This is a genomic window from Stenotrophomonas sp. NY11291 (genome assembly GCF_023277365.1).
GTDB lineage: Bacteria > Pseudomonadota > Gammaproteobacteria > Xanthomonadales > Xanthomonadaceae > Stenotrophomonas > Stenotrophomonas geniculata.
In genome coordinates, this window is record NZ_CP096975.1 from 4298737 (window position 1) to 4313018 (window position 14282).

Consider the following 14282-nt stretch of genomic DNA (forward strand, 5'->3'; position numbering starts at 1 on the left):
ACCATGTTCGCCTACTACGCCCGACTGGCGGTGCGCAGCTTCCGCCGCAACAAGGTCCTGACCGCGCTGATGGTGGTTGCCATCGCGCTCGGCATCGGCGCCTCGATGACCACCCTGACCGTGTTCCACGTGCTGTCCGGTGACCCGATTCCCGGCAAGAGCGACCGCCTGTTCTACGTCCAGCTCGACGCCGCGACCGGCGCCTACGTCGCCGGCGAGGAGCCGGAAACCCAGCTGACCCGCTTCGACGGTGAAGCCCTGCTGCGCGAAGCCAAGGGCGAGCGCCAGGCGCTGATGAGCGGCGGCGGCGGCACCATCGAACCGGACAACAGCACCCTCAAGCCCTTCAGCATCGACACCCGCTGGACCTCGGCCGACTTCTTCCCGATGTTCGAGGTGCCCATGCAGTACGGCCGCCCCTGGACGCGCGAGGACGATGAAGGCCGTGCGCGCGTGGTGGTCATCTCCAAGGCGCTCAATGACAAGCTGTACCAGGGTGCCAACAGCGTGGGCCGCGACCTGCGCATGGAAGGCCAGAGCTACCGCATCGTCGGCGTGATGAAGGAATGGAGCCCGGAGCCGCACTTCTACGACCTGACCACTGGCAGCTACGGCAAGAACGAAGACCTGCTGCTGCCGATCTCCACCTCCTTCGACCTGAAGCTGGGCAGCAACGGCAACATGAACTGCTTCGGCGAGAATCCCGACGGCAACAGCTATTCGCTCAACGCACCGTGCGCGTGGCTGCAGTACTGGGTGGAGATGGACCCGGCCAAGGCTGGCGACTACCGTCGTTACCTGGAGAACTACTCGACCCAGCAGCGCGAGGCCGGCCGCTTCAAGCATCCGCCGAACGTGCGCCTGCGCACCGTGATGGAATGGCTTGACTTCAACGGCGCGGTGCCCAGCGACGTGCGCCTGCAGCTGTGGCTGGCGTTGGGCTTCCTGGGTGTCTGCCTGGTCAACACGGTGGGCCTGCTGCTGGCCAAGTTCCTGCGTCGCAGCGGTGAGATCGGCGTGCGCCGCGCGCTCGGTGCCAGCCGCGGCCAGATCTTCCTGCAATGCCTGGTGGAAGCAGGTGCGGTCGGCGTGGTCGGTGGCGTGCTGGGTATCGGCCTGGCGCTGCTCGGCCTGTTCGCGGTGCGCCAGCAACCGGTGGAATACGCCAAGCTGGCCCACCTGGACGGCAACATGCTGCTGCTCGCACTGGGCCTGACCCTGCTCGCCAGCCTTGCTGCCGGTTTCCTGCCCGCCTGGCGCGCCATGCAGGTCACCCCGGCCATCCAGCTCAAGTCGCAGTAAGCACCCGAACGAGGACTCCCATGGACATCCGCCCCATCCTCAGCACGCTGCGCCGGCACAAGACTGCCGCTGCCCTGATCGTGCTGGAAGTCGCACTGACCTGCGCCATCGTCTGCAACGCGCTGTTCCTGGTCAGCCAGCGCGTGGAGAAGATCAGCATGCCCAGCGGCATCGCCGAGAGCGAACTGGTGATGCTGCGCGTCAGTGGCATCGGCAAGCAGACCGACGCCATGGCCCGCACCCGCGAGGACCTGGCATCGCTGCGCGCGATTCCTGGCGTCAGCAACGTCACCATCATCAACCAGGTTCCCTTCCGCAACGGCTCCTCCAGCAGCAGCATCTCGCGCGAGGTCGACCAGGAACGGCCGACCACCAACGCCTCGATGTACACCCTGTCCGAGAACGGGCTGGCCACGATGGGCATCAACCTGATCGCAGGCCGCGATTTCCTGCCCGACGAATACCAGAACTTCGAAGACGCCAGCAAGGGCGGTGCCAAGGAAAAGGCGATTCCGGTGATCTTCACCCAGGCCACCGCCGCCAAGATGGAACCCAACGGCAGTGCGCTGGGCAAGACCTACTACATGGGCAAGCAGCCGCTGCATGTGGTCGGCATCGTCGACACGCTCAGCACGCCCAATGGCTGGAATGACAACTGGACCAACTCGATGCTGCTGCCCATGCGGCGCACCTTCGATGAAGGTGGCACCTATGTGCTGCGCACTTCGCCAGAGCGCCGCCAGGAGGTCCTCGATGCCGGTGCCGCCGCGCTGGAACGCAACGATCCCAACCGGCTGATGCGCGACAAGCTGACCTATGAAGACCAGCGCAAGGACTTCTTCAAGAACGACCGCGCGATGGTCGGCCTGCTGATCACCGTCAGCATCTCGCTGCTGGTGGTCACTGCGCTGGGCATCATCGGCCTGGCCAGCTTCTGGGTGCAGCAGCGCAGCAAGCAGATCGGCATCCGCCGTGCGCTGGGCGCGACCCGCGGGCAGATCCTGCGCTACTTCCAGACCGAGAACTTCCTGCTGGCCTCGCTGGGCATCGTGCTGGGCATGCTGGCGGCCTACGCGATCAACCTGGCGCTGATGAACCTGTACGAGCTGCCGCGCATGCCGCTGTACTACCTGCCGCTGGGTGCGCTGCTGCTGTGGGTGCTGGGCCAGATCGCGGTGTTCGGTCCGGCACGGCGTGCGGCGGCGGTACCGCCTGCGGTCGCCACGCGGGGCGCCTGAGATGCGTGCCTGCGCGATGTGCCTGATGCTGCTCCTGCCGCTGCCGGCGCTGGCCGGCGGTGGCAACGCGCAGACACTGGAATGGCGCCAGGATGCCGCGCGGCTGTCACTGCGCTCGACCGAGGGCCAAGTGCGCGTGGAGGCTGCCAGCCCGGAAGCACGCTTCGGCGTGCGCAGCGGTGATCGCATCCTCCGCGTGGACGACACGGCGGTGCGCCGGGTCGAACATCTGGCCGAGGCACTGCGCCATTCCCACGCCGCCACCGCCTATCTGTTGCTGCGCCGCGACAGACGCGAACTGACGGTGGCGGTCGACGCCGCAGCCTGGCGCCAGGCACTGGAAGTGCCGCCGCCACCTGCGCCGCCAGCGCCCCCGGCGCCTCCCCGGCGCTGAGCAGGGGCCGCTCCTGCACAGCCACGGGTTTGGCTATGCTTGATGGGTGGCGCCGGGCTCTCCCGGTGCGTGGACACGAACGGCTCCAACGGCGCCGCCCATCCCTTTCTGCAGAACCGTTTGATGCCTGCGATCCTGATCATCGACGACAACGCCAGCGTGGGTACCGCGCTGGACGTACTGTTCTCCCTGCACGACATCGACACCCTGCAGGCGCAGACGCCCGCCGACGGGCTGGCGCTGCTCGAATCACAGCCGGTCGACCTGGTCATCCAGGACATGAACTTCAGCGAGGACACCACCTCCGGCGAGGAAGGCGAGGCCCTGTTCGCGCAGATCCGCGCGCGCCATCCGGACCTGCCGGTGATCCTGCTCACGGCGTGGACCCATCTGAGCAGCGCCGTGGACCTGGTCAAGGCCGGCGCCGCCGACTACCTGGCCAAGCCCTGGGACGACCGCAAGCTGATGACCACGGTCAACAACCTGCTGGAACTGTCCGAGGCGCGCCGCGAACTGGACCGGCGCCGCAGCCGTGAACTGCACCAGCGCAACGCACTGGAAGAGAAGTACGACCTGTGCGGCGCGGTCTTCGCCGACCCCGCCAGCGAGCGCGTGATCGCGCTGGCCTGCCAGGTCGCACGCTCGGAACTGCCGGTATTGATCACCGGCGCGAACGGTGCCGGCAAGGAAAAGATCGCGCAGATCATCCAGGCCAATTCCCTGGTGGCCAAAGGGCCGTTCGTGGCAGTCAACTGCGGCGCGCTGCCCTCGGAACTGATCGAAGCCGAACTGTTCGGTGCCGAAGCCGGTGCGTATACCGGCGCCAACAAGGCCCGCGAAGGCAAGTTCGAGGCAGCCGATGGCGGCACCCTGTTCCTGGATGAGATCGGCAACCTGTCACTGGGCGGGCAGATGAAGCTGCTGCGCGTGCTGGAAACCGGCCGCTTCGAGCGCCTGGGCTCCAACCGCGAGCGCCAGGTCAAGGTCCGCGTGGTCAGCGCGACCAATGCCGACCTGCCGGCGATGATCCGCGACGGTACCTTCCGCGAAGACCTCTATTACCGCCTCAACACGGTAGAACTGGTGCTGCCGCCGCTGGCCGAACGACCGGGCGACATCGTGCCGCTGGCCGAGCGCTTCCTGACCGCTGGCAAGCCGTTGTCCACTGCGGCCACCGCGGCCTTGCAGCGGCACCCCTGGCCGGGCAACGTGCGCGAGTTGCGCAACGTGATCCAGCGCGCCGAGCTGCTGGCCACCGGCAACCGCATCGAAGTGGCCGATCTCAACCTGCCGCGCGCAGCCGCCACACCGCGCCCGGCCCCCAGTGCGGGCAATGATCCCGACCGTGCACGCATCGAGGATGTGCTGGCGCGCAACCATGGCGTCATCGCCCAGGCCGCCGCCGAACTCGGCCTGAGCCGCCAGGCGCTGTACCGGCGCATGGACCGCCACGGTATTCCGCGCGAATGAAACGGCGCTCGTTCACTTTCCGCCTGTTCCTGCGCCTGCTGCCGGTATTGGCACTGGCGGCGGCACTGCCGTGGCTGCTGGCCTACTGGATGGACCATGGCTGGGTGGTGACCACGGTGTCGGCGTTGATCCTGCTGTCGTTGATGTGGTGGACCCTGCGCCGGGCGACCGCCCCGGTGCGATCTCTGATGCGGGCCCTGGCGGGTACCACCAGCAGCTATCGCGACGGCGAGTACAACTTCGGCGTGCACTGGCCGGGGAACGACGAGCTGGGCGACCTGGTGCAGGCCCACCGCGAACTGGGAGATGTACTGCGTGAGCAGCGGCAAGGCCTGGTGCAGCGTGAACTGCTGCTGGACACGATGGTGCAGAACACGCCGGTGGCGATGCTGCTGATCGCCTCGGGCGGTGATGGCATCGCCCGCGTGGTGTTCTCCAATCTGGCGGCACGCAAGCTGCTGCATGGCGGCTGGAAGCTGGAAGGCCAGCGCCTGGAAGACGTGCTGGAACAGGTGCCGGTGGAACTGCGCGATGCCATCGCCCGTGGCGGTGACAGCCTGTTCGCGGTGCATGCCGAGGGCGAGGACGGCGACGAGGATGACGAGCAGGTCTACCACCTCTCGCGCCGCGCGTTCCAGCTCAACGGCCGCCCGCACGACCTGTTGCTGGTGCGGCTGCTGACCGCCGAACTGCGCCGCCAGGAAGTGCAGACCTGGAAGAAGGTAATCCGGGTGATCAGCCACGAACTGAACAACTCGCTGGCGCCGATCGCTTCGCTCGCCCATTCCGGCGGCGTGCTGGTGCAGCGTGAGCGCTTTGACCGGCTGCCCGAGATCTTCACCACCATCGAGGACCGGGCGCGTCACCTGGAAGGCTTCATCCGTGGCTACGCACGCTTTGCCAAGTTGCCGCAGCCGCAACTGCAGACCGTGCACTGGGCCCCCTTCCTGTCCAGCTTGCGCCAGCAGATCCCGTTTACCATGGAGCGCGAGCCGGACGAAGAACTGAGCAGCCGCATCGACATCGCGCAGTTCGGGCAGGCGCTGCTGAACCTGTTGAAGAACGCGCACGAAGCCTGCGCCGAAGCAGAGCCCCCAAACGATGACGTACAGGTGCAGCTGACGCGGCTGCCGCAGTGGCTGCGGCTGGACGTGCTGGATCGTGGCAAGGGCATGAACGAGCAGGTGCTGCAGAACGCACTGATGCCGTTCTATTCGACCAAGCGCAATGGCACCGGGCTGGGGCTGGCCCTGACCCGCGAGATCGTGGAGGCCCACGGTGGTCGGGTGTCGTTGCAGAACCGCGGCGATGGCGGGCTGTGCGTGTCGATTCTGTTGCCGGTGGGCTGAGCGGGCAGATCCACGCCATGCGTGGACGTGCCGACCAAGGTCGGCACCTACCAGGCCTGCCGCATCGCCACCCGCAGGTGCATCGGGAACCCAAGCGCGGCTTCTTCGGCCATCACCGCACGCAGGCCATCGTTCCACTGCGCCTCGGGCACTACCTCGAACCCTTCACTGGCATAGAAGGCCGCATTCTAGGGCACGTCGGACAACGTGGTCAGCACCGCTGCCCCGTAGCCGCCAGCCCTGGCCTGTGCCAACGCATGGCGCAACAACACGCGACCATGACCGCGGCGCGCGTGCGCGGGATCCACGTCCATCTGCAGCACATGGAAGTCACCGCACAGCTCACCAGCCAGCAGGTAGCCCGCGATGCCACCGTCAGCCGCATCCACCACCCACAACTGGCCACGTTGAAGGCCATCCTGCAGCGTCGGCAGGTCCAGGCCATGCCCGGCAAATACCGGGTAGGCCTGGTGCCCCTTCAGCAGTTCACCGGCACGTTGCTCAATTGCCGGCAGCATGCCGAGTTCGTCGGCGTGCGGGATGCGTGGCTCAGGACTTCTTGAGCGGGCGCTTCCAGCCATCGATGGTTTCCTGTCGTGCACGTGCCAGTGTCAGCTTGCCATCCGGGGCGTTGCGGGTGATGACCGAACCGGCAGCGATGGTGGCGCCCTCACCGATCAGCACCGGTGCCACCAATGCGCTGTTGGAACCGATGAAGGCGTTGTCGCCGATGGTGGTGGTCGACTTGTTCACGCCGTCGTAGTTGCAGGTGATGGTGCCGGCACCGATGTTCACCTTGCTGCCGATCACCGCGTCGCCCAGGTAGGTCAGGTGATTGGCCTTGCTGCCAACACCGAGGGTGACCTTCTTGGTCTCGACGAAGTTGCCGACATGCACGCCATCGGCGAGCACTGTACCCGGGCGCAGCCGTGCGAACGGCCCCACCAATGCAGCACCTTCGGTGACCACGCCTTCCAGGTCACAATGCGCGCGCACTTCGGTGCCCGGGCCAAGATTGACGTCCTTCAGCCGGTTGAACGGGCCCACGGTGACGCCGTCGCCGAGTACGATATTGCCTTCCAGAACGACGTCGACATCGATCAGCACGTCGCTGCCCACGGTGACGGTGCCACGGATATCCAGGCGTGCCGGGTCACGCACGCGCGCGCCCTGCGCGCACAGGGCCCGAACCGCACGGCGCTGCCAGGCACGCTCCAGCTGCGAAAGCTGCCAGGGATCGTTTGCCCCTTCGGCTTCCTGCGCGTCGGCCACCAGCGCCATCTCGGCCGGGGTGTACTCGTGCGCGGCAAAGGCGAACACGTCGGTCAGGTAGTACTCGCCCTGCGCGTTGCTGTTGGACAGCTGCGACAGCCAGCGCCGCAGCGCGGTCGACTCGGCGGCAATGATGCCGGTGTTGATCGTGCGCACACGCAGCTGGTCGTCGGTGGCGTCCTTCTGTTCGACAATCGAGCCGACCTTGCCTTCGGCATCGCGCAGCACGCGGCCGTAACCGGTCGGGTCATCGACATCGGCGACCAGCACCGCCAGTCGACCCGGCTGTGCCAGCAGGTCGCGCAGGGTCTGCGCGCGGATCAGCGGCACGTCGCCGTACAGCACCAGCACCTGCGCGGCGTCGGGCACCTGCGGCATCGCCTGCGCGACGGCGTGCCCGGTACCGAGTTGCTGTGCCTGCTCGGCCCATTGTAGATCGGGCTGGTCGGCAAAGTGCTGGCGCACCGCTTCACCACCATGGCCGTAGACCACGTGGATCGCGGCCGGCTGCAGCTCGCGGGCGGCATCGATCACATGCGCCAGCATCGGCTGCCCAGCGATCGGCTGCAGCACCTTCGGCAGCACCGACTTCATGCGCTTGCCCGCGCCAGCGGCGAGGATGATGACGTGCAGGGCTTGGGTCATGGGAGCAGCAGTCCGTAGTTCGTTGCCGGTGATTCTAGAGCGTGGGCCGTTAACATGGGGATCTGCCCGCCCACACTCCGACCATGAGCCTGCTCCGCCAGGGAAGCGCCTACCTCATCATCGGCGTGCTGCAACTGCTGCTCGACTGGGCGGTGTTCGTGCTGGTCACGGCCGCCGGCCTGCCCGTGGTGCAGGGCAACCTGGCCGGGCGCGTGGCCGGCATGCTGCTGGGGTTCTGGTTGAACGGGCGAATCACCTTCGCCACTGCCGACGGCGAGCAACGGCTGGGCTGGCGACGCTTCGCACGCTTCCTGCCGCTGTGGTTGCTGCTCACCACCGCCAGCACGCTGCTGGTCTCGAGCGCCGACCATGCATTGGGCCTGCAGTACGCCTGGTTGGCCAAGCCACTGGTGGAGGGCGGCCTGGCCGTGATCTCCTTCCTGCTGCTGCGGCACGTGGTGTACCGCTGATACGACGTCAGGATCGGGATCGGTAGCGTCGACGGTCAATCGACTGCCCTTCCATCAGACCGCGGAAATCCCACGCTGCGCGCGACAGTCGACTCGACCCGCCGCCCAAACAAAAACGCCGGCACAGGGCCGGCGTTCTCGTGGGTGCAGCGCGAACCTCAGTGCTTGAGGTTCTTGCGCAGGCGCTCCAGCGCCTGCAGCTGGACAACGGCTTCAGCCAGCTTCTGCTGGGCCTCAGCCACTTCCATCGCCTCGCCGCGGTTGGCCAGGATGCGCTCGGCTTCTTCCTTGGCCTTGCGGACCGAGGCTTCGTCGATGTCCTGCGCGCGGATCGCGGTGTCGGCCAGCACGGTCACCACCTGCGGCTGCACTTCCAGGATGCCGCCGGAAATGGCGAAATCCAGCTGCTCGCCGTTCGGCGTGGTCACCACCACCTTGCCCGGCTTCAGGCGGGTGATCAGCGGCGCGTGCTTGGGCGCGATGCCCAGTTCGCCCAGCTCACCGGTGGCCACGACCAGGGTCGCTTCGCCACGGAAGATTTCCTGCTCGGCGCTGACGATGTCGCAACGGATCGTGCTCATGCAAATCTCTTCGCTGTTCGCGGCGGCGCAATGCCACCGTGGGGGTCCACCGGCGCGGGCGGTTGCCCGGCGCCGGCGTCAGGTCGGGCAGGATCGCTCCCGCCCGTCCCGGATCAGGCCTTCTCGGCCATCTTCTTGGCCTTCTCGACCGCTTCTTCGATGCCGCCGACCATGTAGAACGCCTGCTCCGGCAGGTGGTCGTACTCGCCATCGACGATGGCCTTGAAGCCACGGATGGTGTCCTTCAGCGGCACGTACTTGCCCGGCGAACCGGTGAACACTTCGGCCACGTGGAACGGCTGGCTGAAGAAGCGCTCGATCTTACGGGCGCGCGACACGGCCTGCTTGTCCTCTTCGGACAGCTCGTCCATGCCCAGGATCGCGATGATGTCCTTCAGTTCCTTGTACTTCTGCAGGGTCTGCTGGACGCGCTGGGCGGTGTCGTAATGCTCGTGGCCGATGACCAGCGGGTCCATCTGGCGGCTGGTGGAGTCCAGCGGATCGACGGCCGGGTAGATACCCAGCGAGGCGATCGAACGCGACAGGGTGACAGTCGAGTCCAGGTGGGCGAAGGTGGTCGCCGGCGACGGGTCGGTCAGGTCGTCCGCGGGAACGTAGACGGCCTGGATCGAAGTGATCGAACCGTTCTTGGTCGAGGTGATGCGCTCCTGCAGGACGCCCATTTCCTCGGCCAGGGTCGGCTGGTAACCCACGGCCGACGGCATACGGCCCAGCAGTGCCGACACTTCGGTACCAGCCAGGGTGTAGCGGTAGATGTTGTCGACGAACAGCAGGACGTCCTTACCCTTGCCGTTTTCGTCCTTCTCGTCGCGGAAGTACTCGGCCATGGTCAGGCCGGTCAGGGCGACGCGCAGACGGTTGCCCGGCGGCTCGTTCATCTGGCCGTACACCATCGCCACCTTGTCGAGGACGTTGGAGTCCTTCATTTCGTGGTAGAAGTCGTTGCCCTCACGGGTACGCTCACCCACGCCGGCGAACACGGACAGACCGCTGTGCGCCTTGGCGATGTTGTTGATCAGTTCCATCATGTTGACGGTCTTGCCGACGCCGGCGCCGCCGAACAGGCCGACCTTGCCGCCCTTGGCGAACGGGCACATCAGGTCGATGACCTTGATGCCGGTTTCCAGCAGTTCGGTGGCCGGGGACTGGTCTTCGTACGACGGGGCCGCACGGTGGATTTCCCAGCTGTCGCTGGCGGCCACCGGGCCGGCTTCGTCAATCGGACGGCCGAGCACGTCCATGATGCGGCCCAGGGTGCCAGCGCCGACCGGCACGGAGATGCCGCGGTTGGTGTTGGTGGCAACCAGGTTGCGCTTCAGGCCGTCGGTGGAACCGAGGGCGATGGTACGCACCACGCCGTCACCCAGCTGCTGCTGGACTTCGAGGGTGATTTCGGTGTTGTCGACCTTCAGTGCGTCGTACACCTTCGGCACCGACTCACGCGGGAATTCGACGTCGACGACCGCGCCGATGATCTGAACGATCTTGCCCTGACTCATTGCTGCATCCTCTAAATGTGTGCTTTGAACGAACGCGGTCAGACTGCTGCCGCGCCGCCGACGATTTCGGAGATTTCCTGGGTGATCGCTGCCTGGCGCGCCTTGTTGTAGACGAGCTGGAGGGTGCCGATCAGCTTGTTGGCGTTGTCGCTCGCCGCCTTCATCGCAACCATGCGTGCGGCATGCTCGGAGGCGACGTTTTCCAGCAGTGCTTGGTACACCAGCGACTCGATGTAACGCGTCATCACGTGCTCCAGCACGGTCGCGGCATCGGGTTCGTACAGGTAATCCCAGTCGTGGTGAGCGACCTGCTTCTCAGCCGGCGGCAGCGGCAGCAGCTGATCGAAGCTGGCCTTCTGCACCATGGTATTCACGAAGCGGTTGTAGACCAGGTACACGCGGTCGACCTTGCCTTCGGTGAAGGCGTCGAGCATGACCTTGATCACACCGATCAGCGATTCCAGCTTCGGCACATCGCCGATGTGGGTCACGCTGCCGACCATGTTGACCTTCACGCGGCGGAAGAAGGTCGATGCCTTCTGGCCGATGGTCACCAGGTCCACTTCCGCACCCTTGTCCTGCCATGCCTTGGCTTCGCCCAGCATCTTGCGGAACAGGTTGTTGTTCAGGCCGCCGGCCAGGCCGCGATCGGAGGAGATCACGATGAACCCGACCCGCTTGACCTGCTCGCGCTCGACCAGGAACGGATGCTGGTAGTCGGTGCTGGCCTGGGCCAGGTGGCCGATCACCTGCTTCATCGCCTGCGCGTACGGACGCGAGGTCTTCATCCGATCCTGCGCCTTGCGGATCTTGGAGGCCGAGACCATTTCCAGGGCGCGCGTCACCTTGCGGGTGTTCTGCACGCTCTTGATCTTGGTTTTGATTTCGCGTCCGCTTGCCATCTCTTGTTTCCCGTGGCGCGGGGCTGATGCCCCGCGTTGTTCAACCGTTTGAGCGGGGCGAGCCCCGCTCTACGAGCGCTGGATTACCAGCTGCCGGTGGTCTTGAACTCGGCGATGCCCTTCTTGAAGGCACCTTCGATGTCGTTGTCCCAACCGCCGGTGGCGTTGACCTTGCTGACCAGTTCGCCCTGGGTGTTGGCGAAGTGGGCGTGCAGGCCTTCTTCGAACGCCAGCAGCTTGTTGACCGGCACGTCGTCGAGGTAACCCTCGTTGACGGCGTAGATCGACAGCGCCTGGTTGGCGATCGACATCGGCGCGTACTGCTTCTGCTTCATCAGCTCGGTGACGCGCTGGCCACGCTCCAGCTGCTTGCGGGTCGCCTCGTCCAGATCCGAGGCGAACTGCGCGAACGCAGCCAGCTCGCGGTACTGGGCCAGCGAGATACGGATGCCGCCCGACAGCTTCTTGATGATCTTGGTCTGGGCCGAGCCACCGACGCGCGACACCGAGATACCGGCGTTCACGGCCGGGCGGATACCGGCGTTGAACAGGTCGGTTTCCAGGAAGATCTGGCCGTCGGTGATCGAGATCACGTTGGTCGGAACGAAGGCGGACACGTCGCCGGCCTGGGTTTCGATGATCGGCAGCGCGGTCAGCGAACCGGTCTTGCCGGTGACCTTGCCTTCGGTGAACTTCTCGACGTATTCCTCGGACACGCGGGCAGCGCGCTCGAGCAGGCGGGAGTGCAGGTAGAACACGTCACCCGGGTAGGCTTCACGGCCCGGCGGGCGCTTCAGCAGCAGCGAGATCTGGCGGTAGGCAACGGCCTGCTTGGACAGATCGTCGTACACGATCAGCGCATCTTCGCCGCGGTCCATGAAGTACTCACCCATGGTGCAGCCCGAGTAGGCGCTGATGTACTGCATGGCAGCCGATTCGGAAGCGGTCGCGGCCACCACGATGGTGTGGGCCAGCGCGCCGTTCTCTTCCAGCTTGCGCACGATGTTGGCGATGGTCGAAGCCTTCTGGCCGATCGCAACGTACACGCACTTGATGCCGGTGCCCTTCTGGTTGATCACCGCATCGATCGCCATCGCGGTCTTGCCGGTCTGGCGGTCACCGATGATCAGCTCGCGCTGGCCACGGCCGATCGGGATCATCGAGTCGACCGACTTGTAACCGGTCTGCACCGGCTGGTCGACCGACTTGCGCCAGATCACGCCCGGAGCAACACGCTCCACCGGAGCGGTCAGGTCGGTGCCCAGCGGGCCCTTGCCGTCGATCGGTTCGCCCAGCGCGTTCACGACGCGGCCCAGCAGCTCCGGACCAACCGGCACTTCCAGGATGCGGCCGGTGGTCTTGGCGACGTCGCCTTCGCGCAGGTGCTCGTAGTCACCCAGCACCACGGCGCCGACCGAGTCGCGCTCCAGGTTCAGGGCCAGGGCGAAGGTGTTGTTCGGCAGTTCGATCATTTCGCCCTGCATCACGTCGGCCAGACCGAAGATGCGCACGATGCCGTCGGACACGCTGGTCACGGTGCCTTCGTTGCGCGATTCCGCGGCCAGCTTGACCTTCTCGATGCGGTTCTTGATCAGTTCGCTGATTTCGGAGGGGTTGAGCGTGGTTGCCATCGTCAAGTCCTAGTGCCGGCAGCGGGGCCGGACGTTAAATGAATTCAGTTAGCGAGCGCGGTCTGCAGACGGGCCAGCTTGCCCTTCAGCGAACCATCGATGACCACGTCGCCGGCGTCGATCACGGCGCCGCCGATCAGCGAGGCATCGACCGCGGTGGTCACATCGACCTCGCGGTTGAAGCGCTTGCGCAGCGCGACCTTGATCGCGTCCAGCTCACTGGCCGACAGTTCGGCGGCCGAGGTGACGGTGGCCTTGACCACGTGCTCGGCTTCGGCGCGCAGGGCGTCGAACATGCCGGAGATTTCCGGCAGCAGCGGCAGACGATGCGATTCGGCCAGGATGGCCAGGAAGCGCGAGTAGGTCTCGCCGTGCGACACCGGCGCCAGCAGGGCGACGGCGTCGTCACGACCCAGCTCCGGGTTGGCGAGCAGGGCCGCCACGCGCGGGTCGGCGGCGACGTGGGCGGAGAACGCCAGGGCGTCCGACCACGGCGCGAACGCGCCTTCGTCGCGCGCGGTCGCGAACGCGGCGCGGGCGTACGGGCGGGCAAGCGTGAGGGCCTGGCTCATCCTTAGATCTCCGAGGCCAGCTCGTCGAGCAGCGCCTTGTGGGCGTTGGCGTCGATTTCGCGCTTGAGCAGCTTTTCGGCACCGGTCACGGCCAGCGCGGACACCTGCTTGCGCAGATCTTCACGGGCACGGTTGGCGGCGGCGTCGATTTCAGCCTGGGCCAGTTCCTTCTGACGGGTGGCTTCGGTGATCGCTTCGTTACGGGCAGCATCAACGATCTGGTTGGCACGTGCGTGGGCCTGATCGATGATCTCGTTGGCCTTGGTGCGTGCTTCCTTCAGCGCTTCGTTGACCTTCTCCTGCGCCTGGGCCAGATCTTTCTGGCTGCGGTCGGCAGCAGCGAGGCCTTCAGCAATCTTCTGCTGGCGCTCTTCGATCGCGTTCATCAGCGGCGGCCAGATCTTGGTCGCGATGATCCAGATCAGACCAGCGAAGGCCAGCGCCTGCGCAAGAAGGGTGAAATTGATATTCATGGTTAGCTCGATCGCTGGTTTCGGGGTGGACGCGCCGCCGTAGCGGCGCATCCGGCCTTCATCCGAAACCGGGTGCATCAGCACCCGGTCGTCTCAAACCGCTGTATCAGCCGGCCAGAGCCTTGGTGACGGCGCCAGCGAAGGCAGCCGACAGCGGGTTGGCGAAGGCCAGCAGCAGGCCGACGGCGACCGAGATGATGAACGCGGCGTCGATCAGGCCGGCGGTGATGAACATACGGACCTGCAGGACCGGGATCAGTTCCGGCTGGCGGGCGGCCGACTCCAGGAACTTACCAGCCATGATGGCCAGACCCAGACCGGCGCCCAGCGCGGCCAGGCCGATCATGATGCCGACGGCAAGGGCGGTGGAGCTCTGAATCTGCGCGAAGTTGGTCAGGACGGCGAAGTACATGGTTATCTCCAGGAACTTAAGTTGCTAAGGGTGATGAAACGGATGAAGGTT

General features: G+C 65.9%; 14 protein-coding genes and 1 pseudogene. 6 read left to right on the plus strand and 9 right to left on the minus strand.

The features are described from left to right. Positions 1–3 precede the first annotated feature (3 nt). From M1L61_RS19990 to M1L61_RS20010, 5 genes are all read left to right on the plus strand, one after another. The gene (locus M1L61_RS19990) at positions 4–1302 is read left to right on the plus strand and encodes an ABC transporter permease (protein WP_049411040.1); all 1299 of its coding nucleotides are present in this window, start codon (positions 4–6) and stop codon (positions 1300–1302) included. 20 nt (positions 1303–1322) lie between these two features. Beyond that, positions 1323–2540 carry an FtsX-like permease family protein gene (locus tag M1L61_RS19995; protein WP_010481336.1) on the plus strand — a complete coding sequence of 406 codons (1218 nt, stop codon included), beginning with the start codon at positions 1323–1325 and terminating at the stop codon, positions 2538–2540. A gap of 16 nt (positions 2541–2556) precedes the next feature. Then, entirely contained in the window at positions 2557–2934 is a 378-nt protein-coding gene (locus M1L61_RS20000) for a PDZ domain-containing protein (protein ID WP_019338856.1), read from the plus strand. Between the two features lie 123 nt (positions 2935–3057). Further along, a complete protein-coding gene (locus M1L61_RS20005; RefSeq protein ID WP_010481334.1) occupies positions 3058–4404 on the plus strand; it encodes a sigma-54 dependent transcriptional regulator in 1347 nt (448 codons plus the stop codon). Continuing rightward, positions 4401–5753 (plus strand): ATP-binding protein, encoded by a 1353-nt coding sequence (locus tag M1L61_RS20010; protein WP_010481333.1) that lies wholly within the window; start codon positions 4401–4403, stop codon positions 5751–5753. The genes M1L61_RS20005 and M1L61_RS20010 overlap by 4 nt, the downstream gene beginning before the upstream one ends. Before the next feature lie 47 nt (positions 5754–5800). Here M1L61_RS20010 and M1L61_RS20015 read toward each other — a convergent pair. After that, positions 5801–6334: pseudogene (locus M1L61_RS20015) on the minus strand (GNAT family N-acetyltransferase). After that, positions 6303–7670, minus strand: coding sequence for a bifunctional UDP-N-acetylglucosamine diphosphorylase/glucosamine-1-phosphate N-acetyltransferase GlmU (gene glmU / locus M1L61_RS20020; protein WP_010481330.1), 1368 nt, complete (start codon positions 7668–7670; stop codon positions 6303–6305). Before glmU ends, M1L61_RS20015 begins: the two are co-directional and overlap by 32 nt. Positions 7671–7753: 83 nt before the next feature. Between glmU and M1L61_RS20025 the strand changes: the two genes are divergently transcribed. After that, a complete protein-coding gene (locus M1L61_RS20025; RefSeq protein ID WP_010481329.1) occupies positions 7754–8140 on the plus strand; it encodes a GtrA family protein in 387 nt (128 codons plus the stop codon). A gap of 158 nt (positions 8141–8298) precedes the next feature. On the opposite strand, the gene M1L61_RS20030 is transcribed toward M1L61_RS20025, so the two are convergent. From M1L61_RS20030 to atpE, 7 genes are all read right to left on the minus strand, one after another. After that, positions 8299–8721, minus strand: coding sequence for a F0F1 ATP synthase subunit epsilon (locus tag M1L61_RS20030; RefSeq protein WP_005419509.1), 423 nt, complete (start codon positions 8719–8721; stop codon positions 8299–8301). A gap of 113 nt (positions 8722–8834) precedes the next feature. After that, complete coding sequence (atpD, locus tag M1L61_RS20035) at positions 8835–10241, minus strand: F0F1 ATP synthase subunit beta (RefSeq protein WP_010481327.1); 1407 nt, start codon at positions 10239–10241, stop codon at positions 8835–8837. A 38-nt stretch (positions 10242–10279) separates the two neighbouring features. After that, on the minus strand, positions 10280–11143 hold the full coding sequence (atpG, locus tag M1L61_RS20040) for a F0F1 ATP synthase subunit gamma (protein WP_010481324.1): 864 nt from the start codon (positions 11141–11143) through the stop codon (positions 10280–10282). Positions 11144–11226: 83 nt separating this feature from the next. Continuing rightward, the gene (atpA, locus tag M1L61_RS20045; protein ID WP_005411130.1) at positions 11227–12774 is read right to left on the minus strand and encodes a F0F1 ATP synthase subunit alpha; all 1548 of its coding nucleotides are present in this window, start codon (positions 12772–12774) and stop codon (positions 11227–11229) included. Between the two features lie 44 nt (positions 12775–12818). Further along, the gene (locus tag M1L61_RS20050) at positions 12819–13346 is read right to left on the minus strand and encodes a F0F1 ATP synthase subunit delta (RefSeq protein WP_010481321.1); all 528 of its coding nucleotides are present in this window, start codon (positions 13344–13346) and stop codon (positions 12819–12821) included. A gap of 2 nt (positions 13347–13348) precedes the next feature. Continuing rightward, positions 13349–13819, minus strand: a complete 471-nt coding sequence (locus tag M1L61_RS20055) for a F0F1 ATP synthase subunit B (RefSeq protein ID WP_005419512.1) — start codon at positions 13817–13819, stop codon at positions 13349–13351. 106 nt (positions 13820–13925) lie between these two features. Next, entirely contained in the window at positions 13926–14231 is a 306-nt protein-coding gene (gene atpE / locus M1L61_RS20060) for a F0F1 ATP synthase subunit C (RefSeq protein WP_005411133.1), read from the minus strand. Positions 14232–14282 lie beyond the last annotated feature (51 nt).

Excerpts from the sequence above, each read along its gene's own strand:
- M1L61_RS20050 (WP_010481321.1), bottom strand. The coding sequence starts at position 13,346 with ATGAGCCAGGCCCTCACGCTTGCCCGCCCGTACGCCCGCGCCGCGTTC.
- atpG (WP_010481324.1), bottom strand. The coding sequence starts at position 11,143 with ATGGCAAGCGGACGCGAAATCAAAACCAAGATCAAGAGCGTGCAGAAC.
- M1L61_RS20010 (WP_010481333.1), top strand. The coding sequence starts at position 4,401 with ATGAAACGGCGCTCGTTCACTTTCCGCCTGTTCCTGCGCCTGCTGCCG.
- M1L61_RS20025 (WP_010481329.1), top strand. The coding sequence starts at position 7,754 with ATGAGCCTGCTCCGCCAGGGAAGCGCCTACCTCATCATCGGCGTGCTG.
- glmU (WP_010481330.1), bottom strand. The coding sequence starts at position 7,670 with ATGACCCAAGCCCTGCACGTCATCATCCTCGCCGCTGGCGCGGGCAAG.
- M1L61_RS20005 (WP_010481334.1), top strand. The coding sequence starts at position 3,058 with ATGCCTGCGATCCTGATCATCGACGACAACGCCAGCGTGGGTACCGCG.
- M1L61_RS19995 (WP_010481336.1), top strand. The coding sequence starts at position 1,323 with ATGGACATCCGCCCCATCCTCAGCACGCTGCGCCGGCACAAGACTGCC.
- atpA (WP_005411130.1), bottom strand. The coding sequence starts at position 12,774 with ATGGCAACCACGCTCAACCCCTCCGAAATCAGCGAACTGATCAAGAAC.
- M1L61_RS20030 (WP_005419509.1), bottom strand. The coding sequence starts at position 8,721 with ATGAGCACGATCCGTTGCGACATCGTCAGCGCCGAGCAGGAAATCTTC.
- M1L61_RS19990 (WP_049411040.1), top strand. The coding sequence starts at position 4 with ATGTTCGCCTACTACGCCCGACTGGCGGTGCGCAGCTTCCGCCGCAAC.
- M1L61_RS20055 (WP_005419512.1), bottom strand. The coding sequence starts at position 13,819 with ATGAATATCAATTTCACCCTTCTTGCGCAGGCGCTGGCCTTCGCTGGT.
- atpE (WP_005411133.1), bottom strand. The coding sequence starts at position 14,231 with ATGTACTTCGCCGTCCTGACCAACTTCGCGCAGATTCAGAGCTCCACC.
- atpD (WP_010481327.1), bottom strand. The coding sequence starts at position 10,241 with ATGAGTCAGGGCAAGATCGTTCAGATCATCGGCGCGGTCGTCGACGTC.
- M1L61_RS20000 (WP_019338856.1), top strand. The coding sequence starts at position 2,557 with ATGTGCCTGATGCTGCTCCTGCCGCTGCCGGCGCTGGCCGGCGGTGGC.